The sequence below is a fragment of the Allorhizobium ampelinum S4 genome (assembly GCF_000016285.1).
Lineage (GTDB): Bacteria > Pseudomonadota > Alphaproteobacteria > Rhizobiales > Rhizobiaceae > Allorhizobium > Allorhizobium ampelinum.
In genome coordinates this window covers 101287-121521 of the sequence record NC_011984.1, presented here as the reverse complement: position 1 = coordinate 121521, position 20235 = coordinate 101287, and the positions used below count along the sequence as shown (strand labels likewise).

The 20235-nt window shown below is 57.8% G+C and carries 16 protein-coding genes and 3 pseudogenes; 8 read left to right on the top strand and 11 right to left on the bottom strand.

Annotated elements, in window-relative coordinates; all coding sequences use genetic code 11:
- The first annotated feature begins 18 nt into the window (after positions 1-18).
- Positions 19-195 (top strand): UTRA domain-containing protein, encoded by a 177-nt coding sequence (locus AVI_RS29905; RefSeq protein ID WP_080517065.1) that lies wholly within the window; start codon positions 19-21, stop codon positions 193-195.
- Positions 196-297: 102 nt separating this feature from the next.
- Here the strand turns inward: AVI_RS29905 and AVI_RS31890 are convergent, their stop codons facing one another.
- The 9 genes from AVI_RS31890 to AVI_RS23995 form a co-directional block, all read right to left on the bottom strand.
- Complete coding sequence (locus tag AVI_RS31890) at positions 298-762, bottom strand: 2-phospho-L-lactate transferase CofD family protein (protein ID WP_187152413.1); 465 nt, start codon at positions 760-762, stop codon at positions 298-300.
- A gap of 17 nt (positions 763-779) precedes the next feature.
- Entirely contained in the window at positions 780-1418 is a 639-nt protein-coding gene (locus AVI_RS31755; protein WP_012650562.1) for a 2-phospho-L-lactate transferase CofD family protein, read from the bottom strand.
- Positions 1419-1564: 146 nt separating this feature from the next.
- Positions 1565-2794, bottom strand: coding sequence for a pyridoxal phosphate-dependent aminotransferase (locus tag AVI_RS24025; protein ID WP_012650561.1), 1230 nt, complete (start codon positions 2792-2794; stop codon positions 1565-1567).
- 35 nt (positions 2795-2829) lie between these two features.
- On the bottom strand, positions 2830-3798 hold the full coding sequence (locus tag AVI_RS24020) for a threonine ammonia-lyase (RefSeq protein WP_012650560.1): 969 nt from the start codon (positions 3796-3798) through the stop codon (positions 2830-2832).
- 38 nt (positions 3799-3836) lie between these two features.
- Positions 3837-4610, bottom strand: a complete 774-nt coding sequence (locus tag AVI_RS24015) for an aspartate dehydrogenase domain-containing protein (protein WP_007751186.1) — start codon at positions 4608-4610, stop codon at positions 3837-3839.
- Positions 4611-4680: 70 nt separating this feature from the next.
- Entirely contained in the window at positions 4681-6363 is a 1683-nt protein-coding gene (locus AVI_RS24010) for a hydantoinase B/oxoprolinase family protein (RefSeq protein WP_234618182.1), read from the bottom strand.
- 10 nt (positions 6364-6373) lie between these two features.
- Positions 6374-8437, bottom strand: coding sequence for a hydantoinase/oxoprolinase family protein (locus AVI_RS24005; protein ID WP_012650558.1), 2064 nt, complete (start codon positions 8435-8437; stop codon positions 6374-6376).
- A gap of 104 nt (positions 8438-8541) precedes the next feature.
- Positions 8542-9420, bottom strand: a complete 879-nt coding sequence (locus tag AVI_RS24000) for a PfkB family carbohydrate kinase (RefSeq protein WP_007759465.1) — start codon at positions 9418-9420, stop codon at positions 8542-8544.
- A gap of 158 nt (positions 9421-9578) precedes the next feature.
- Entirely contained in the window at positions 9579-10562 is a 984-nt protein-coding gene (locus AVI_RS23995; protein WP_012650556.1) for an SIS domain-containing protein, read from the bottom strand.
- A 186-nt stretch (positions 10563-10748) separates the two neighbouring features.
- Between AVI_RS23995 and AVI_RS23990 the strand changes: the two genes are divergently transcribed.
- The 5 genes from AVI_RS23990 (at position 10749) to AVI_RS23970 (ending at position 17327) form a co-directional block, all read left to right on the top strand.
- The gene (locus AVI_RS23990; RefSeq protein ID WP_234627261.1) at positions 10749-11558 is read left to right on the top strand and encodes a GntR family transcriptional regulator; all 810 of its coding nucleotides are present in this window, start codon (positions 10749-10751) and stop codon (positions 11556-11558) included.
- Positions 11559-11937: 379 nt separating this feature from the next.
- Positions 11938-13461: an ABC transporter substrate-binding protein gene (locus tag AVI_RS23985; RefSeq protein ID WP_012650554.1), complete on the top strand. Its 1524-nt coding sequence runs from the start codon at positions 11938-11940 to the stop codon at positions 13459-13461.
- Positions 13462-13567: 106 nt separating this feature from the next.
- On the top strand, positions 13568-14518 hold the full coding sequence (locus AVI_RS23980) for an ABC transporter permease (RefSeq protein WP_012650553.1): 951 nt from the start codon (positions 13568-13570) through the stop codon (positions 14516-14518).
- Entirely contained in the window at positions 14515-16329 is a 1815-nt protein-coding gene (locus AVI_RS23975; RefSeq protein ID WP_041699329.1) for a dipeptide/oligopeptide/nickel ABC transporter permease/ATP-binding protein, read from the top strand. The genes AVI_RS23980 and AVI_RS23975 overlap by 4 nt, the downstream gene beginning before the upstream one ends.
- On the top strand, positions 16326-17327 hold the full coding sequence (locus AVI_RS23970; RefSeq protein ID WP_012650551.1) for an ABC transporter ATP-binding protein: 1002 nt from the start codon (positions 16326-16328) through the stop codon (positions 17325-17327). Before AVI_RS23975 ends, AVI_RS23970 begins: the two co-directional genes overlap by 4 nt.
- A 267-nt stretch (positions 17328-17594) precedes the next feature.
- Here AVI_RS23970 and AVI_RS30710 read toward each other — a convergent pair.
- Both AVI_RS30710 and AVI_RS23965 read right to left on the bottom strand, forming a co-directional pair.
- Positions 17595-17707: pseudogene (locus AVI_RS30710) on the bottom strand (IS6 family transposase); the annotation flags it as partial.
- 118 nt (positions 17708-17825) lie between these two features.
- A pseudogene (locus tag AVI_RS23965) lies at positions 17826-18386 on the bottom strand (aldehyde dehydrogenase family protein); the annotation flags it as partial.
- Positions 18387-18447: 61 nt separating this feature from the next.
- Here AVI_RS23965 and AVI_RS23960 point away from each other — a divergent pair.
- Both AVI_RS23960 and AVI_RS23955 read left to right on the top strand, forming a co-directional pair.
- Positions 18448-18981, top strand: a pseudogene (locus AVI_RS23960) (IS6 family transposase); the annotation flags it as partial.
- 135 nt (positions 18982-19116) lie between these two features.
- The gene (locus tag AVI_RS23955; protein ID WP_041699408.1) at positions 19117-20184 is read left to right on the top strand and encodes an IS110 family RNA-guided transposase; all 1068 of its coding nucleotides are present in this window, start codon (positions 19117-19119) and stop codon (positions 20182-20184) included.
- Positions 20185-20235: the final 51 nt, after the last annotated feature.

The window sequence follows — 20235 nt, the reverse complement described above, 5'->3', positions numbered from 1 at the left end:
GAAGCGGCCCCAGCTAACATCGCAAAGGAGCTCGGTCTGCCCAATGCCGCACCCGTTCTCTTGATACAATCGACGTCACGCGCAGAGAGTGGCAGGGTTTTTGATTTCTATCGCTCTTTTGTAAGAAGCGATGTTGTAACTATCTCTGTCGATGCAGTAGCGCAGAATGAAAGCGCGGGCGGGAAGATCGAATAGTTTGATGTAGCTTTAACTATCGATCGCATTCCCGAAAGGGCAGACTTATCTCGAAACCTATAGCAACGAGACGTGCTACCGGGCACCACGTTTGCTTTAGGATCATCGCGCCAATGCTCGATCTTTTGCAACGATGGCAAGCAGTTCGGCGGCAACACGACCGCCACAATGCTGCCCTGGCTGTGACTGGCTTTCGAGTACACTGGTTCGAACCTCAAATCCAAATCCACATTCATCTGCGGTTTGGCTCACCAAGTAGGGAAATACGGCACCGTCCACAGCGTCGCTCGAAATTGAACAATTGGCGAGGACTTTCGGGCACCGCCGAGACTGCGGCCAGTGCTGTGCGAAAGCGGCGAGAAGGTCTTCAAGGTGACATCCCAATGTTTCTCGGCACTGCAGAATGTTGGTTACAAGTACAGTAGGAGCGCTGATCCTGGCCAGGACCTGGGCCAGACCCTCCACACAAAGATGAGGGAGGATGCTGGTGTAGAAGCTGCCGGGGCCGAACACAACAAGGTCAGCTTTCTCAATGGCTTCAAGTGCTCGGGGATTAGGTGACGGCAATCCGCTCGCCTCACGTATCAGCCGTATTTTTGGATTCCAACGTCAGAATCATTGTCGGAAAGGCTGGTTATGGCGTGTTCTGACAATACACGCTTTCCGTTCTTCAACGTCGCGTTAAGAGAGAGATCATCATCGTCAGATGACGGCCAAACATCACCTTCGACATTCAACATCTTCCGCACGGAAGAAACAGCGTCATTGATTTTGTCGTCCGAAGCAACGCAAGCGCCTGCGAGAACGAAATTGCCGATGCTGCCATTGCGATAGTCGAAATCTGCCCCAGCCGCCGAAGCAAAATGCTGCAAGCAATTCGCGATTTCCTGCCCATCGGACGGAGAGATTTGCTTAAACAGAACGAGGGACTGACGCAGGTATGACTGGAACGTTCGCCACGCTCCGCTTCGCGATAGGCCTGGCGGGACGCGGGCTTCGAGGAGAGTGACTAGGGCGGACTTCCGTCCTTCGCCGATCGCCATGGTTGTTAAGGCTCGGCGCAGATCGCCCACCGACATTATTCCCAACCGATCACGAATGGGCTTCGAACTTCCTCCACTGTCCCACGCCGGAACGAGGCGGGTCACATGGCACCCCCTACGGCAAAGCGCAATATTGATTGTACGGCAGGCGCTTCCGCCGGAGAACAAGACGATCCGCATCAGGGTATCTATCCAACCGTTAAAGAGTGGCCTTTCGCGGAAGATGCCGGTCCGTTTGGCCGCGTTTTGATTTGTGGACGTTAATCTGAGTGATAGAATAGCGGCCCGCGGAGCAAGTTCAGGCAGCCTGGACCAGGAGCCTACTGTTAGGGCCGCGCTTCTCTGTACCGCTCGATCAGCGTAACCAATCGTTCGACAGCCCCCGTAGCGGCCGCATGATTCTGGGAGAAATTCAGCCTGATGCTGGAGGCGGTGTGGGGACTGAACTCGCTTCCCGGCGTCACAATCACCGTTGCCTGGTGGCGCAAGATCTTGACGAAGTCGATAGGCGATACCCGAAGCCGCGGCAGTTTGGCAAACATATAGCTTCCGGCTTGTGGTGTGCGTACTGCGACGTCTGCTCTCGCCCTGAAACGGGTAAGGAGATCATCGCGAATAGCCTGGTGAAGTTTGATACGCTCGCTCATCCAGCCATCAGGTTCAGAGAACCAAGTCTGGAGGACCGCCTGGTTATATCCGGCAGCGCGAAGGGAGACGATCGCCTGGAGCCGCTCCATTCGTTCGATGACCGATGAGGGGCCGAAGGCGACGCCGAGACGGTAACCACTCAACGACTCGGTTTTAGATGGCCCCATGATCGTGATGACGTTGTCGCGGCCGGTTCCGCCAACGGCGCGGAGGTGCTGGTATTCCGTGCCTTCGTACAAAAGGCGCGAGTAGAGTTGATCGACAATGACCATTGCGCCGTACCGGTCCGCAAGCGCCGCGATGGCATCGATTTCCTCCGTGGAATAGACCGCGCCGGTCGGATTGTTAGGATTGGAAAACACGAATACGCGGGCGCCATCGCGGAAGGCTGCCTCCAACTGGTTGAGATCGAGCCCCGCAGCCTTGTCAGTGCCAAGATAGTCGAGCTGAACCGGCAGCATTTCCGCTTCGAAAAATTCGACAAGCTTACGGTTTGCAAAATAGTCGGGCTGGACTATTGCAACCTTGTCGCCGGCGGCAACAGTCGCGGCGACAGACAGGAAAAGAGCGCCTTGCGTTCCGGGGGTAATGATCAGGTTGTCGGCAGCGTTGACCGGTGCGCCGGTAAAGCTCGTGAGCCTCACCGACAGAATTTCGCGGAGATCGGCAAGCCCACGATACACGGTGTAGGCTTGCTTGCCGCCGCTGTGCACACCGTCGCTGAACTCTTCGAAAGCACCAGGGGTCGGAAGGAATGCATCGACGTCGCCATGGGAGAAATCAACCGTTCGACCTTCGAGCTTTTCGCCAATCAACAACTCTTCGAAGGCGGGCGTCTTTTGCCGTACCTCCTGCCCGGGCGCATGCTCGGTCTTCAACTTTTCAAATTTTTCGAGTACCGTGGTCATGCAAACCTCTTCCTGAAACTAGGATGAATAACGCATTACATCGATAACATCGACGCAAAGACATGAGGATCAACGTTCCCGCCTGAAGCGATGACGGTAATCGTATCCGTGTCGATTCTGTTCTGGCGGGAAAGCGCTGCAGCGAGCGCGATCGCACCACCCGGTTCGACTACGATCTTCAGATGGTTGAAGGCTAGCCGTATGGCCCTGCGAACCTCGTCGTCGGAAACAACCAGACCGGGTCCGCACAATCTGTGCATAATTGGAAAGGTGACATTGCCGGGCTGCGGCGTCATGATCGCATCACAGATTGTGGGTGCATACCCAGGATTGGCAACGACCGACCCTTGCGCCAGCGAGCGGGTCGTGTCGTCGTAACATTCAGGCTCACAGGGGCGCACGGTCCACCCAGTGCCTGAGGCTTCGAGCGCAAGCGCAGTTCCCGAGGTCAGCCCACCACCGCCGCACGGTACGAGAATTTGCGTGTCGGCGACACCGAGTGCCTTCAACTGCTCGACAAGTTCGAGCCCGATCGTGCCTTGCCCTGCGATCACGTTAGGCTCGTCGTAAGGGCGTATGAGTGTCAGGTCTCTGGCTCGGGCAATGTCCACGCCGATCGCGTCGCGATCTTCCGTCCGCCGGTCATAGAGAACGACTTCGGCGCCATAGGCACGCGTGTTATCGACCTTCATCTTCGGGGCATCGGCTGGCATGACGATCACAGCAGGTATGGCGTGCATGCGGGCGGCGAGTGCTACGCCTTGTGCGTGATTGCCGGACGAATATGCAATAACCCCGCGGTCGCGAATATCATTGGGAAGAGCGGAGATTGCCGACCAGGCCCCGCGAAACTTGAAAGATCCAGTTTTCTGCAGGCATTCGGCTTTGACAAGGATGCGCCGCCCGGCAACGTCGTCCATCAGCGGGGAATTCAGAAGCGGCGTTCGGAGCGCATTTTCGTTTATGCGGCGCGCTGCGGCCTCGATATCGATCGTTGTGCTCATGCCTAAACTGCCCTTCGATTGCCGTTGCCTCGCATTGGTCAGGCAATGCTTAATCCGCCACCGGCCAGAATACGGCGAATGGACCCCACTGCGGACCGTGGCGTGTAGGCACCGGTGACCCCGCCGAGCGAACGGGAAGACACTTGGATATCCCAGGAAAAGCCCCTGCCCCCGACTACCAGACGGTGCAGCATGTCTTCCTGCCCGGGAGCGGCTACGACGCGGCTGACAGTATTGTCGAAACCGATCCCAGCTAGCGCGATGGCGGCATGGACATTCACGTTGCGGGGAAAGCGGGCACAAACATCGCGCGTTGGACCTTCGAAGATCACACCCTCTGCATCCTTGTCGATCCCAAGGCTTTTGCCACTTTTGGTCGTAGTCACCGTCACACGATCGATCACGTCACGACCATCTGCAAGTCCATCTAGCGCAAGGATCGCGCCGTGGGGAACGTGTTGTCTATGCCCCGACCTTTGGCAAGCAGCTTGGATCGCCGCCTCGGTCGTCGGGTCGGCAAGCGCGGTGCAACTGAAGCCGCAGACATCGCTGGAGCGGAGCGCAGCTGGCGCCACACGAGCCAGGATATCCGGCATTGCCGCCTCGATGACAAGGTCCACAGATCGCTCCAGCGCTTCTTCCGTGTCGGTGAGAATGGCTGGGCCCAAATCGCGCAGGTCCACATGTCTGCTTGGATTGGAAATCAGTATATAGTCGATCTCCGCAAGGCGCGATGTCATCAGATCGTGGAGGATCGCCCTGCCGATCGTTCCCGCGCCAATAATTCCAACTTTGCGCGCTTTCGCCATCATGGTGCCCTCCTGCTGTTTCAAGCTGGCTGTCGCGAGACCTGCCTGCCGGGCCTTGCCTGTTTGTTTCCGTTTACTCGGCGCTCTTGATCTGTGCGGGGTAATGTTTTTCGAGATACGCACGGGAGAAAAGCCCATCGAGAAGATCGTCATGGACCGCGGCGGGCGTACGCTCGGCGGGATCGCCATATCCGCCGGCGCCAGCCGTTTGCATGACGACGGTCTGGTCGGGTGCCACAGGCACTTTGGGGATCTTGTTCGGCAGGCGCGTCATGCTTCCATCGTCGCCCGAGATCGCGAAGCTGCCCATCTCCCCGGGCTGACCACCAAACAAACCCCATGGGCGGTTATTAAAGCGCTCGCCAGTCCCCCCGAATGTGCAGGATTGACCAAGCGGCCTGACGATGCGACGCAGCCCACAGCCGCCGCGCTGACGACCTGCGCCACCGGAATTCTCCACCACCGAATACTCCTCGACAAACAGCGGAAATTCTCTTTCGAGCGCTTCGACGGGCGTATTGGCGGTATTGGTAGTGTGAACTTGGACAGCGTCCTTTCCGTCCTTTTCCGGGCGAGCGCCGAAGCCGCCTCCCATCGTTTCGAAAAAGTAAAACGGCTTGCCGGTGCGATGGTCGGTACCGTAAAAATAGATACCGGTATTGGCACCGTTTGAGGCGGCGACCACCCGGTCGGGCAGTGCCTGAGCCAGGGCTCCGATCATGATATCCACCACACGCTGTGCAGTCGTAGAGCGATTTGTCACGGAGGCCGGAAACTCCGCCCTGACGATTGACCCCTTTGGCGCTACGACGTCGACCGTTGCAAACAGGCCATGATTGCTGGGGATGTGCGGGTCCAGGACACACTTCAATACATAGATGACGGTTGCGACAGTATCCGCCCAGGGGGAGTTGATATTTCCTGCGGTCTGGGGGGCAGATCCCTCGAAATCGACGGTGAGGCGATCCGCGCTTTTGATGATCCGGACTGCAACGGGGATGTTCTCATTCCCCAGCCCGTCGTCATCGATAATGTCAGAAAAGGCATATTCGCCTTGCGGAATGCTCGCGATCGCCCTCTCCATCCGCTTTTTGGTCCGGGCGATGATCTCATCGAAGGCAGCAGCAACGTAAGGCCCACCATAACGGCGGCACATCTCCTGCATGCGCTTGACGCCGAGTGCTACCGCCGCAAACTGAGCATTATAGTCGCCCTTGCGCTCTTCCGACCGCCGCACGTTCAACAGCAGGAGGTCGAACAGCTCCTGGTTCACCATCCCTTCCGAGAAAAGGCGGATCATTGGAATCCGCAAGCCCTCCTGAAAGATCTCGGTCAACCCGGCGGCCGACCCACCAACACTCGCGCCGCCGATATCGGCGTGATGTGCGGTCGAACTGCTGAAACCGATCAGTTGCCCGTCGAAAAAGATGGGCGCGGATATGCAGATGTCGGGCAAATGGGTGCCGGATGCGGCGTAGGGATCGTTTGCGACGAAAACATCGCCCTCGTGGATGTCGGTGCCATATTTCTCGACGACCTTGGCCACCGTGCCGGACATCGCACCCACATGGAGCGGCAGGGATTTCTGGGCTTGCATGACGAGGCGGCCGCTACTGTCGAACAAGGCGGTAGAATGGTCGTGGCGCTCTTTGATATTCGTGGAAAACGCACTCTTCTGCAGGGCGACAAAGGTCTCGTCCGCCACCGAGCGCAACGCGTTCGAGAGGATTTCCAGCGTGATCGGGTCGTGAAGCACGGTCGCGGTCTCAGACATATTGGGAAACCTCGATGAGGATATTGCGGAAAGTGTCGACATGGGCAATATCGCCCGGGAAAATAACCGTGGTGGCATCCATCTGGTCGATAACTGCTGGCCCTTCGATCAGGTCTCCGGGCTCAAGCTCATCGCGTCGGAAGGCAGGCGTCTTCACTGTTTTGGCGACACCGAAACATACCTCGCGGAACTGCTTTGCCTGAGGGCGGCGTTCGGAGGCAATTACCTGCATCGGCGATCTTGCCACGCCCAGAGGGGCGTGTGCGGTGGCCCGGACGTTGACGATTTCGACGGAGCCTTGGCGATCTGCAAACCCATACGCTCGGTGATGTGCTGCGAAGAAACGCTCCCTGAGCTCATCCATGGAGACGATGTCGGGCGGCGCGCCAGTACGTGACTGACCGAGTATGATATTCAGTTCATAGTTCTGACCACGAAAGCGGGCGTCGACGCTGATATCAATGCTTCGATGCGATGCCTCGATCTGCTCGCGTTCAAACCAGTCGTCGCAGGCTTGGAGCAATCCCTGCACAGTGGCGGTGATTGTATCGCGGGCATCATCCTCGCAGACGATCAGGCTGCTCACGACAAAGCTCTCCTGAAGTTTGGCGTCGGTCAACCCTTGGGCGCAGACAATACCTGGTGCTAGCGGAACGATAATTTCACCGATACCGAGCGCAACAGCCACATCGCGGGCGTGAAGTGCCCCGGCTCCGCCAAAGGGCATCAACGCGAAATCCCGCGGATCGTGGCCACGTTCAACCGACATCGTGCGGATTGCGCGGACCATGTTGCCAGTCATGATTTCGAGAATGCCCAGAGCGGTGGCCTCAATCGACTTGCCCATGGGGTCGGCAACCGACTTCAGGGCCTTCTCAGCGAGTTCGCGGCTGAGCGTCATCTCACCATCGATCAGGGTCGACGGCAGGCGGCCAAGCACTAGATTGGCATCTGATACCGTCGGCAGGGTCCCGCCACGTCGATAGCAGGCGGGACCGGGTACAGCGCCGGCGCTTTGCGGGCCGACCTTAAACAGGCCGTCGGTATCGAACCACGCGATCGAGCCGCCGCCCGCGCCGACCGTTGCAATATCGATCATCGGCAACCGGATCGGAAAACCATCGACGTCTCGCCCACTGGAGAGTTCAGCGACATTGTCGCGAATAAGCGCCACGTCAGCGCTTGTGCCGCCGATGTCGAGCGTAATCACCTCGGAGCGCCCGGCTTCCTTTGCGATCTCGATCGCACCGACGATGCCGGCTGCAGGCCCCGACAAAGCCATCCGCGCCGGAAACGCGCGCGCTGTTGCCAGCGACATCAATCCGCCGCTGGACTGGTTGATACCAACCTTGGCGTTGGGGACGGCTTTGCCCAGTGTTTCGATCAGGGTCGTGATGTAGACATCAAGGCGAGGCTGAAGATAGGCATTGACGACAGTCGTGGTGAACCGCTCGAATTCACGAAACTCCGGCTGAACCTCGCTCGACAGCGATATCGCAACATCCGGGAGCGCTGCACGGATTGCCTCTCCGACCTCTTTTTCATGTTCGGGCCTGATGTAGGAGAAGAGCAAACACACGGCGACGGCAGGAAGCTTTTCGGCGCGAATTGCGTCGATGACCGCGCTTAGATCGCTGGCATCAACGGGTTTGCGCACGCTTCCGTCTGCCATGATGCGCTCGTTGATTTCGAAACGATGGCGCCGGGGAACGAGGGGCGCCGGCTGGTCGAGATGGAAGTCGAAAATGGCCGGCCTTGTCTGCCGCCCGATTTCCAGAACATCGCGGAAGCCCTTCGTCGTGACGAGCGCAACCGGGGCTCCTCGCCGTTGAATAAGTGCGTTTGTTGCAACGGTACTGCCATGGCAAAGTCGCGAGACGTCCTTAAGATCAATGCCGTGGGCCCGGCTCAGTTCGCCAAGTCCGTCGATGATCGCCTTTGCCGGATCATCGGGCGTGGAAGGGCGCTTCCAGTAGCGGTTCTCACCGCTCATAGCGTTGAAGGCAAAGAAATCCGTGAACGTGCCGCCGACATCGACACCGATAATCCAGTTCAAGCAAGATCCCCTTTTATCGAGCCCGGGCCGCCTAGTTCAGCGTTACTCCGGGTGTGAGTATTGATATATACGCCGGCCGCGCCTTTTCAGAGACCGACGCCCTGTCAGGTGCGGGCGGCTGCACGCCTGGGCGGCAGGTCATCCGGGAGAACCGAGAAGGGTCGGCCATGGCCAAAACCGCCCATGACCGCGCAAGCTGCAGCAGCATTGACGGCACCAGCCTCGAGCGCGCGCGTGAGGTCGGACGATTTGGACCATTCCACCAGGAAGCCGGCGACGAAACCGTCACCTGCACCGAGCGTGTCCACGACCCTAGCGGGCTTCACGCCAAAGGAACAAAGCCGTCCCTCGTGAAGCGCAAGAGAACCTTCGCTCCCGCGCGTCCCGACCACGGTCCGGCATCCAGCTTGCGCCCAGCTTTTAAGCACTCCCTCGCACTCGTCGAGTGCAAGCTCGCTCAAGGACAGAAAAGCAATATCGATCTTGTCCGCCAGATGATCCCGATGAGTATCCGTCCAACGATTGGAAAAGTCGTAGGAAAGCATCGTGGCGTTCTCCGCGAGCGTCTCGATACGATCATCGAGACCGCTGAAGATGCTCGTGTGCACGATGTCGAAGGACCTCATGTAAAGGTAGTCGTCGTCCATCAGCGTAAAGTCTTCCCGCACGCCCGGACGGGAGCCTAGAAATCGGCGGTCTCCCTGGTCATGGCCGATAAGAGCGCAGGCATTGGCGCCCTCGGCTCTGCGGCAATGGGACAGGTCAACGCCTTCTTCTTTTAAGGCGTCATAGATCAGCGAGCCGTATTGATCGCGGGAAAGACATCCAACATAGCCTGCGGAAACACCGAGTTTGGCGGCCATCGCGGCGACGTTAACCGAGTTTCCGCCTGGAAACATCCAACCCTTGTCGACATAGACGTCGACGGTGTTGTCGCCTATTCCAAGAAGTGACGGCTCGCGATCCCACATGAAAGTACCCATTTTCTACGGTCGCCTCGGTGGCTTTCGGACCAGCCCCAGAGATCGTGGGGCTGGTCAGTTTCGCATCGCTCACGAAGACCGAGCGATGCGTGCGGTCCGGGAAGACACTTTTTAGAGAAGCTGTGTCGATCGACGAGAGAACACAACCCTATGGTCAATCAGTATTCCATCTTCCACATGTATCGGCGAACCGTAAGCGGGTGGCCGCGACGCTCCGCCAGCTCCACCGCATAGATGCGCATCAGCGGCTGGAACACCAACGGCGTGATGTATTCGGCAACCTCGGGCGCGACGCCGTGCATGTCGATCTTGGCGGCATCCAGCACGAGCAGATTCTTGGAGTATTTCTCGGCAAACTTCTGTGCCCGTGTGTCCATCTCGCGGGTCGGACCAAGGCCGACAAGAAGTAAGATTGGCGTATCGAAGTCGGTGATTTCGAAGGGACCGTGGAAGTATTCGCCGGAATGGATTGCCTGGGAGTTGATCCATTGCATCTCCTGGAGAATGCAGATGGAGAAGGAATAGGCGACACCCCAGTTCGAACCCGACGCCATCGTGTAGATCGTCGGTTCGCGCTTGTTGCGCTCACCCCATTCGCGGGCATCCTCCGCATGAACTTTCTGGGCGGAGGCTGCGATATCTCCGACCTTTTCCAGCGCCGACAGAAGTGCAGCCGCCTTTGGCGAATTTTCGCGAGCGTTCACGATACCGAATGCGATTCGCAGGATGATACCGGACGGTGCGTCCTGGTTGCCGATCAGCGGCGTCGAGACATAGGGAACCGTTGAATCGGAGACCTGCCCGAGCTCAGACTCGGGTTTCGTGGTCAGTCCGATGGTGAAGGCGCCCTTCTTCTTTGCGAAAGCAGCGGCTGCTACCGTTTCGGGGGTGTTGCCGGAGCTCGAGCAAAGGATGACGACGCTTCCTTCGCCGAGATGAACCGGATTGCGAGCAATGAACTCGGCCGAGTTGAAAGTCTCAGCAAAAATAGTCGAGGAATTTCGATCAACCGCATATTTCGGCAGATGCATCTGGGCAAACGATCCGCCACAGGCGACGAAGTAGATGGTCGAAACCGATTTCCGCTGCGCAACCGCTGCAAGCGCGCTCTGGATGGAGGATTCAATTTGGGATGGCTGCATGGTTTGACCTACTCTCTGATGTGTCTGGATCATATGCGGTGTCATTTTGCTATACCAGATATCGGACCAGATCAAGGCATACTAGACCACATTTTTTGAGGATGCTCAGTTTCGTTGACTTTTGGTACTCTTGGCGCCATTATAATTGGAACACTTCAGTCAGAACCGGTGGGATACAAATTGAGCGTGACCGCAGCAAAACCGACGCAGACAGGGCGACGTCAGATTCTTTCGGAAGCAGCAAGCGGAACGACGGCCAGCAGTGGGAAAGGCCCTCTATTCAGGCAGGTGGAGCAACACATCAAGGAACTGCTCACCTCTTCGGAATACGGCCCGGGCGACCGTATTCCTTCCGAACGCGACTTCGCTGAAACCCTCGGTATCAACAGGGCGACCGTCAGGCGAGCTGTCGCAAATCTGATCAAAGCGGGCCTGCTAGAAAGCAATGGAACCGGCGGAACGCGCGTCGCTGCAGCGAAAGTGGCGCGCAAACTTGATATCTACAGGTCTATCGGCGTAGGGCGCCACATCACCGAGGAAGGTGGCATTTCGAGCAATAAACTATTGCATTTCCATGTGGAAAAGGCCAGCGCCAGAATGGCGGAGCGCCTTCGCATCGCGGAGGATGACGACGTCACCATTCTTCGGCGCCTATGGAGTATAAACCAGAAGCCCTTTTGCATTGAGACCAGCTATCTCGTCACCAAGCTTGTACCAGATTTGACGGCTGAGGATCTAATCACTGGGCAATCGCTCTACGCGTTGCTCAAAAGCCGCTATGGATATGAAACAATCAATGCGGACCGAACCATCACCATTTCGTATCTGAACGACCTCGAAAGCCGTCTGCTCGAAATGACCCCGGGCGCTGCAGTCCTGTCCCTGCGCCTCACCGTCGAAACCAGTGATGGCCAGGCCATCGAGTACATGAACTCGCTGAACAATCCTAAACTGGTCGTCTTTCGGACGAACGAAAAAGACCGGTCAGCACGTTAACATACGACCCCAACGCTCTGGTTTGGTCCGCAACAGGCCCGGCCGGCCTTGCGCATTCGCGCATCCCCTCACCGCTTAATGCTCGGCGATCTCTACCGATCTCACGCGATTGCCCTCCAGTGGGTGGGGTTTTAGACCAAATCGCGCGTGATTGCCTGCGCGACCAAAAATTTTGACCGCCCGACAATACCAGCTTGCAATCCAATTTCAACTGGACTACATTTTGGGCTATATATTCTTGCATAACTATCTGAACTTGACTCCGGGCCACCGTGTCAAGCGGGCGTGAAGGGGTTGCTCGACAAGGGCAGCTACTTCGGCGCTTGGCGCCGCGTGCCTTCTCGCAATAGGAAGTTAGCTAAAGAAGGGGAACTAAAGCATGAATATCTCTCGTCGTGGTTTCGTAGGCGGTTCGCTTACACTTCCATTTGTCGGAATGGCCGCCAAGACCGCGTTGGCGCAGACGCCCGGCAAGTATCTTCGTTATGGCCTCAACAATTTTCCGGCCAACCTGACGCCATGGGTGAATGCCGGCGCCGCCGCCGGCACGTTCATGAGCCTTGTCCACAGGGGCCTGTTCTCATTTGCCCCGGATGGAAGTCTGCAGGGAGAGCTTGCCGAGAGTTTTGAAAATGACGGCAACAAGGTCTTCACGTTCAAGCTGCGCAAGGCGACCTATCACGACGGTCAGCCGCTGTTGGCAGAAGACGTAAAGTGGACGTTGGAACAGGTCGCAGCCAAGGATTCGACCGCTTACTTCCGCGCTCAGTTTCAGGAAGTCGCCTCGATCGAGACTCCGGATGAGCGGACCGTCAAGGTCATCATGAAAAACCCGTCGGTGACGGTGACCCAACTCCTGGCGACCTACTATATGCCGATCCTGAAAAAGGGGACGACGAAGGAAAACAACGCCAACGGGACGGGTCCCTTCAAGCTCGTCAACATTGAGCGTGGCTCCTACATCGACGTCGAAGCCTTCGACAAGTATTACAAGCCGGGCCTGCCGAAAGTTTCGAAGATCCGGCTGCAGGCATTTCCGGACGAAAACCTGCGTGTCGCGGCCCTCCAGACAGGTGACATTGACATGACGGAATACGCCCCATGGTGGGCGATCGACAACCTTGAGAAAGATCCCAATCTCAAGCTGGATACGACACCGGGCGCCTTCATGTACCTGATGTTCAACGGCACGCAGGGGCCGATGGCCAACCCACGCGTTCGCCAGGCTGTTGCCTTCGCGATGAAGCGTGAGGCCATGGTCCAGGCGGCATTCTATGGGCACGGTGAACCCCTGAGGGGTCTTCCTTTCTACAAGGGCACTCCCTATTTTGATGCCCTGCGCTCGAATTTCTGGACCGAAGACCTGGCGAAGGCCAAGGCACTCCTGTCGGAAGCCGGCTTTCCGAACGGATTTTCGTGCAATCTCCTGTCAGCATCCGACGTGGCGATCCAGAAGGCCACAGCGGAGGTTGTGCAACAGGGTCTGGCGGCAATCGGCATCCAGGCGCAGCTCAACCTTCCGGACTTTGCAACGCGTGTTTCGCTCGGCAACAAGGGTCAGTTCGATATCGGCGTGAACGGAACCGCTTGCGACAACAATGACCCGGACGGGATCACATCCATCGTCGACGATTCCCTGTCGCCCGCCTATACCCGCAGCCTCAACATTAAGACGCCGGGCCTGGCTGAGATGTTGGCCAGGGGTCGTGGGGAAAGCAATCTCGAGGCCCGCAAGGGTATCTATGCCGAGGTCGAAAAACTCGTCTACCAAAACACCCCCTATGTGGGCTTGACCTGGCGCAACCAGTCCTATGCGCTGCGCAAGAATGTCCAGGGCTTCAACAACCTTCCCGGAGCGCTCACATTCTTCTCCGGAAGAACCCTGGAGAGCACGTCGCTTTAGTTAACGAGGCGTCGGGCGGCCGGCTACTGCCGGTCGCCTGATTTGTTTTCGGCATTATCTTTCGCATGCCCAGGATCTGCCGACGTCTGTTATCTAGGAAAGCATTATGGTCTGGTTTGTAAAACGCTTGCTGATTTCAATCCTGCTGGTCTGGATTGTCGGAAGCGTCGTCTTCTCCATCATCTACCTCGTTCCGGGCGACCCCGCGGAACTCCTTCTTTCGCAAAGTGGCTCCGCACCAGATCCGGCAACTGTTGCCGCCTTGCGCACCCAGCTCGGTCTCGATCAGCCCTTCCTCCAACAATACCTGCAGGCCTGGAAGGGTTTTGTGCACGGAAACTTCGGATATTCGCTGCGTGACGAAGCCTCCGTGGGAGCCGAAATCGCCAAGCGCTTGCCGCGCACATTCGAACTGATCGGTGCAGCCGCGTTGATCAGCGCCCTCGTTGGTATCCCTTTCGGGGTGGCTGCGGCACTTTCGAGAAGCATGTGGATCGATCGTGTCCTCAGCGCCATTGCCGGTCTTGGCATTTCCATTCCAATCTATGTCGTTGGAACAGGTATTCTTTACCTTTTGGCGCAGTATTGGCGGCTGGTACCTGCCGGCGGCTTCGTAAACTTCAGCGAAGATCCTGTTCAGCATCTGATATTGCTGATCATGCCAGCAACCACGATCGCGGTCGGGCTTTCAGCGACGATTTTCCGGATTACGCGCACGGCCGTTCTAGAGATTGCGCTGAAGGACTATATTCGTACCGCACGCGCCAAGGGTGTGTCACGACCCCGGACGATGATTCACCATGTCGTCCGCAATGCGCTACTGCCGATAACCACAGTCTTCGGGCTGCAACTTGGTGGGCTCTTGGGCGGCACAGTCCTCGTGGAATACGTCTTCAACTGGCCGGGCCTTTCGTCGTTGCTCGTGTCTTCTGTCAACTACCGGGACTACCCGATGGTGGTTGGCATCATCATGACGATTTCGATCGTCTTTGTGCTCCTCAATTTGCTGATCGATATCCTTTACGGAGTGCTCGATCCCAGGAGCCGCGTCGCATGAAGCCCGGACTTGTCTTCAGTATTGTTGCGCTGACCCTCCTTGTCGCTGCAGCCTTTTGCGGCCCGCTTCTCCTGAGAGCCGACCCGATTGCCATGGATTTTACGGGCCGCTTCGGCCCGATGTCCGCTTCGCACTGGCTCGGACAGGACGATTTCGGTCGCGACGTCCTGGTGCGGCTTCTTCATGGCGTGCGCGTGTCCTTGACGATCGCAGTGATCGCGACGCTGATTGCCGCTGCCATCGGGACGGTGCTTGGACTTCTTGCAGGCTATTACAAAGGGATTGCAGCCGTTCTCGCATTGAGGGGATCAGATGTCATGCTCTGTTTCCCGCCCTTGCTGGTTGCCCTGCTGGTCGTGACGATCGCGGGTCCGGGGCTCACGACACTGATTGGGGTACTTTCCGTTGTTTTCGTACCCACTTTCGTGCGGGTCGTTTACTCCGGCGTTCTTGGTATCCGCGAACAGGAATTCGTCGAAGCCATGCGGGCGCTCGGGGTGCGCAGCTCCTTTATCATGTTCCGCACGATATTGCCGAACATTATCGGGCCGCTTCTGGTCCAATGTAGCATCGCCATGGCGACGGCTGTTCTCATGGAATCAGGCCTCTCCTTTCTAGGTCTCGGTGTTCCGCCACCGGAATCATCGCTCGGTCTCATGGTCGCGTCCGCGCGTATGTCTATGTATCAGGCTCCGCATCTCCTCATTTGGCCAGCTGCGGCGCTTACCTTCATCGTCCTCGTCATGAATGCGCTTTGCGACGGTCTGCGTGACCACTTCGACCCAAAGCCGAGACTCAGAGCCCGAGCGATAATCGAGCCGCGGTTGTCACATGCGGCGGATGCGAATCGCGACGCCTGTCTTTTAGTGAATGACCTGTCGGTCACGATTACCAACGATAAAGCTCCCCTTTATGCGGTGCGCAATGTCTCTCTATCGATCTGTAGCGGCGAAATCGTTGCGCTGGTCGGTGAGAGCGGATCCGGCAAATCGCTGCTCAGCCTGTCGGTCATGGGCCTGCTTCCCGAGGGGGTTGCAGCGCGGTCGGGCAGTATCCAGATCGAGCGCGAAGAAATCCTCGGGCTTAGCGAAGGCGAGCTCTTGAAGCGTCGCGGGCGCAAGCTCGCCATGATATTCCAGGATCCATCGAGCAGCCTCAACCCGGTCAAGAAGATCGGCTTCCAGCTGGCGGAAGCATTGCAAGCCCATGCGAAGATGACCCGCAAGCAGGTTTCGCACGCCGTCGTCGACCTCCTTTCATCTGTCGGGATCGCGGATCCCGCCCGTCGCGCTCGTGTGTACCCGCACGAAATGTCCGGCGGAATGAAGCAGCGCGTCATGATTGCGATGGCGTTGGCCAACCAGCCTAAGCTCTTGATTGCGGACGAACCGACAACGGCGCTCGATGTGACAATTCAAGCGCAGGTCCTCGATCTCATCCGCAAACGCCGGGATGAGGGTGATCTCGCGATCCTGTTTGTGACGCATAGCCTTGGTGTCGTCCGCGAAATTGCTGACCGGGTGATGGTCATGTATGCCGGGGAAATTCTGGAAGAAGGACCGGTCGGAGATGTCTTCCACAAACCCAAACACCCGTACACCATGGCTCTCCTAAAGAGCTATCCCAAGGAGTTCGGCCCCGCGCCCGTTGGTATTCCAGGCTCCGTTCCGCCGCCGCATCATCTACCACCCGGTTGTTCGTTTGCCCCGAGATGTCCGCTTTGCCTTCCCGACTGTGAAAGACAGCGACCTTCCTTGGTCAGCATTGAAGTCGACCGCAAAACCCGGTGTATTCGTTGGGAGGAACTATGACCATTCCGCTGATCGAGGCCTCGTGCCTGGAAAAAACCTTTGGATCGTCGCAGTTCCTGTCCGCCAAAAAACCGGTCAGAGCTGTCTCCGATGTGTCCATCACCATCAACCGCGGCGAGGCAGTCGGGCTGGTCGGCGAAAGTGGCTCCGGCAAAAGCACAATCGGACGGCTTCTCCTCAATCTCATCCCTCTGAGCGGTGGCTCGGTGACCTTCGACGGTGAGACGCTCGACGGCATGAACAAGACTGATTTGCGCCGACTTCGTCAACGGATGCAGATTATTTTCCAGGATCCTTATTCGAGCTTTGATCCAAGGCGTCGGATCGGTTCGCAAATCAACGATGCCTTGAAGCTCCATACCCGCAAGAGCAGAAGCGAACGCAAAAGCCGGATTGCGGATCTCCTAGTTCAGGTCGGACTTCGTCCGGAACACGCCCAAAGGTTTCCGCACGAGTTCAGCGGCGGCCAACGTCAACGCATCGGGATTGCCCGCGCCCTTGCGACGGAGCCAGACTTCATTGTCGCCGACGAGCCGGTTTCCGCCCTTGATGTATCCGTTCAGGCTCAAATTCTCGCACTGCTTATTGAGTTGCGGGAGACGTTGAACCTGACCCTTCTGTTCATCAGCCATGACCTACTGGTCGTGAAGCACCTGTGCAACCGGGTGGTTGTACTTTATCTTGGTCGGATCATGGAGGAAGGTTCGGTGGAGGCCGTGTTCTCCAACCCCCGTCACCCGTATACAGCCGTTTTGCTGAGCGCCATCCCTAGGGTTGATGCGGATGTCAGGCCGGTCCTGAGGATCGCGCTTCGTGGCGATCCACCCAGCCCTGCGAATCCTCCAAGTGGCTGCGTGTTTCGCACACGTTGCCCTTTCGCGATTGAGGCTTGTTCGTTGGCGCGTCCGGCGCTCAGGGAAGTGAGCGGTGGTCACCGGATCGCCTGCATACGGGACGATATCTCATTTTCAGGATTACGCGCCGGCACTCAAATGTAATCCATGAGGTTCCAGTTGAGCAATGTAGTCGAGCGCCTCCTCGGGCCGCTCTGCTTGTGGGTGAGGACGACGCACTCTTTGCACGCAACCGTCCGGCGTCCCGCCGACTAACACCCCCAACCTCCAACTTAAGGAGGATCCACACACAATCCGAGCAGGTCGCTCCATCTCGTTGGGGATGATCCGAGAAAGCTCCTGGCTGGGTGATGTAAGGATAAATCCGCAAGAGTCTTTTGGGACAGATGCGGTTGGATCAGATGGCCTTCCATGCGAGTTCTCGGTGCGATTGTCCAGGCCTGATGCGATCGATGCTCGACTGTCGGAATGACCTGGTGTTGTGCCGCTGCATAGGAGCGAAGCTTGTCAGCGACGATGCGCTTCTTGGCGCCGGTTACGATCCCGATACTGTTGGACAGCTCGGCAGGTGGTGTTCCCGATCCCTAGCATCGTCTTCGGAAGTTCCTCTACCCGTGCACTAGGTAGCCGTGTCATGCAGCGCTAAAAGGGAAATCGTTGCTTAGCGTCTTCAATCGTCAACCACCGCAAATCCGTGAACTCGGCGATTGCTGCCTTACCGCCAAAACGTCCCCATCCCGACGAATTCACCCCACCGAATGGCATCTGGGGTTCATCGGCGACGGTGGGGCCATTAATGTGGCAAATCCCCGACTTGACGCGGGCGGCCAACTTGAGCGCCTCCGTGACATTCTGGGTGTAGATCGACGCTGAAAGACCGTATTCCGTGTCGTTGGCAACTTCGACCGCCTCTTCGGCATCCTCCACCCGGATCACCGGTTTGACCGGACCAAACGATTCCTCGCGGTAGATGCGCATGTCGGCAGTGACGTTATCGATAACCGTTGCCTCCACCACCGTGCCATTTCGTCGGCCCCCTGCCAGAATTGTTGCGCCTTTCGAGACGGCGTCGGAAATGATCTCGTCCATCTTCTCTGCCGCTTCCGGGCTGACCAACGCTCCCAAAACATTGGCACCGGAAGGATCGCCAGCGGGCAATTTCGCAGCTTTCTCTGCAAGCGCGCTGACAAATCGATCAGCGATGTTCTTCGTCAGGCATCGTCAACTTAACGAAATGTGGAATTTGATGTGCGAATGACGGGCCATGACAGACCGTGATCCACGATATCGCCGACATCGCTTTCCAGCTGAAATCATTGCCCAGGCCGTGTGGCTCTATTTCCGTTTCCCTCTGAGCCTACGAATGGTCGAGGACTTGCTGGCTGCCCGCGGGATCATTGTCTCGCACCAAACCGTCCGGCTGTGGGCGGAGAAATTCGGCCGCACCTTTGCCAACGAGATCCGTCGTCAATCATCCGGTCGGCTTGGGGACAAGTGGCATCTCGATGAAGCCGTTGTTTCAATCCGCGGCAAGAAGCATTGGCTCTGGCGCGCGGTTGATCAGGACGGTTTCGTCCTGGAGGTTCTCGTTCAAAGCCGCCGAAATGCCAAGGCCGCCAAGCGCCTGATGCGGAAGCTCTTGAAGGGCCAGGGACGATCGCCGCGGGTGATGATCACAGACAAGCTGCGATCCTACGGCGCAGCCAAGCGAGAGATCATGCCGGGTGTCGAGCATCGCTCCCACAAAGGGTTGAATAATCGGGCGGAGAATTCTCACCAGCCAGTCCGGCGACGAGAGGTGGCATGAAAGAGGCCACGCCCGGAGAGAGAACGGATCACTCAGATGCAAGTGATGATCGAGGGACAGTCGCACCTCCAGCCTTTCGGCTTACCTTATTGGGGTTTCGAAAATCTCAATAAAGGAGTTGGAAGCATGACTGCCTCTTATGATTACCATATCGGCGTCGACTATCACAAATCCTACAGCCACCTGGTGGTGCAGGACAGTAGCGGTAAGACGCTACGCTCCGGCCGTGTTAAGAACGACCGCCAGTCGCTCGGTGGGTTTCTGGAACGATACCGTGAGAACTCGCACGCGGTTGTCGAGGCGACGCGCAACTGGATGGTGATGTACGACTGGCTCGATGACATTTGTGATGATGTCGTTCTCGCCCATCCGTTGAAGGTCAAGGCGATCGCCGACGCCAAGATCAAGACCGACAAGATCGACGCGACTGTGCTGACGCATCTGCTTAGAGCCGACCTGGTGCCGGAGGCCTGGGCGCCCGGCGAACGGGCCCGAGAACTGCGTGTCGCGCTACGTGAGCGGATGTTTTACTTGCGGCTGCGCACGATGACGAAGAACCGCATCGTCACGGTGTTCGACCGCTATCCGGAGCAGACGGCGCAGTTGAAGAAGCTGGGCGACCTGTTCGGCAAGGCCGGCCGCGCTCAGCTCGCGCAGGTCAAGGTCTCAGAGATCGACCGCATCCAGATCGACCGTGGCCTCGCTTTCATCGGGGACATCGATGGGCGGATCAAGCAATCGGAAGCAACGATCCGGGCGATGACGAAAGCGAACACCAATGTGAAGCTGCTCAAGACGATCCCCGGCATCGGCGAGTTCTTCGCCCGGCTGATCGATGCGGAGATCGACGACATCAAGCGGTTTCGCAACGCCAAGAAGCTCGCCGCCTATGCCGGACTGGTGCCGTCCACCTATTCCTCCGGCGGCAAGACCTTCCACGGCAAGATCATCAGGCAGGGCAACAAGTGGCTGCGCTGGGCCTTCGTCGAGGCGGTGGCACCTGCTCTTGCTAGCGATCCGCAGCTTCGCGCCCAATACGAACACTTGAAATCCAGAGGAGTGAACAAAGCGCGGGTTGCCATCGCGCGCAAGCTTTTGACGATCGCCTTCCAGATCCTGCGTGACCAACGCCCATATGAACGGCGCGGCGGCAGAAGCGAGGATTGCGCGTCGACGATATCCCGGCTGTCCTGATGATCCGCTAGCGAGCCTGGCAACGCCGGGCTGCGCTCCTACGAGAGAATG